This window comes from Wolbachia endosymbiont of Drosophila incompta (assembly GCF_001758565.1).
GTDB classification, from domain to species: domain Bacteria; phylum Pseudomonadota; class Alphaproteobacteria; order Rickettsiales; family Anaplasmataceae; genus Wolbachia; species Wolbachia pipientis.
In genome coordinates, this window is record NZ_CP011148.1 from 944,824 (window position 1) to 945,522 (window position 699).

A 699-nucleotide genomic window follows, 5' to 3' on the forward strand; every position below is an offset into this window, starting at 1 on the left:
ATATGACTTACCCCGTTAATTATCTTTTGATTTAAATTTTCACTAATTGCATTTACTGCAAATTTTATGGCATGGGCAAAAGAAATAGCATCAGAATTTCCATGACTTTTAATGATGATACCATTCAGCCCTAAAAACATAGCTCCACTTCTAATTTTGGGATTAAAACGCGTTAAAGCTTTATTTAGTTTGGATTTTAACAATATACCAACAAGCATTTTCGCTATCCACGAATTGAATACTTCCTGCTTTATTAGATTGATAAAGGTACTAGCGGTTGCCTCAGCCGTTTTGAGCATTACATTGCCAACAAAACCATCAGCAACAATTACATCTATATTACCCTCTAAAAATTCACTTGCCTCTATATACCCTTTGAAATTAATGCCTGGAGCGTTTTTAAGCAACTCAAAAGCGCCGCGCACTGAGTCATTACCTTTAACTTCTTCTGTGCCGATATTTAGCAAAGCAACTTCAGGATTGTCAATTTTTAATGCTATTTTTGCAAATATACTACCCATTAACGCAAATTGAAATAATGAGTCGGCATTACAATCAACATTTGCACCAAGGTCAAGCAAAGCGAAGCTCTTTGTCTTAGTTGGACAGATAGAGGCAATAGCAGGACGATAAATGTTTGGTAATGTTCCTAAAATAAATCTGGAAATTGCCATCAACTCTCCGGTGTTGCCTGAAGAT

Annotated in this window: 1 protein-coding gene (only partly in view); it reads right to left on the reverse strand. The window is 35.6% G+C overall.

The window, feature by feature from the left end; genetic code table 11:
- On the reverse strand, window positions 1–699 hold part of the coding region annotated (gene plsX, locus WG67_RS04245) for a phosphate acyltransferase PlsX (protein ID WP_458694916.1) (this coding region is incomplete at its 5' end). The annotated region extends 58 nt beyond the left edge of the window; 699 of 757 annotated nt are visible.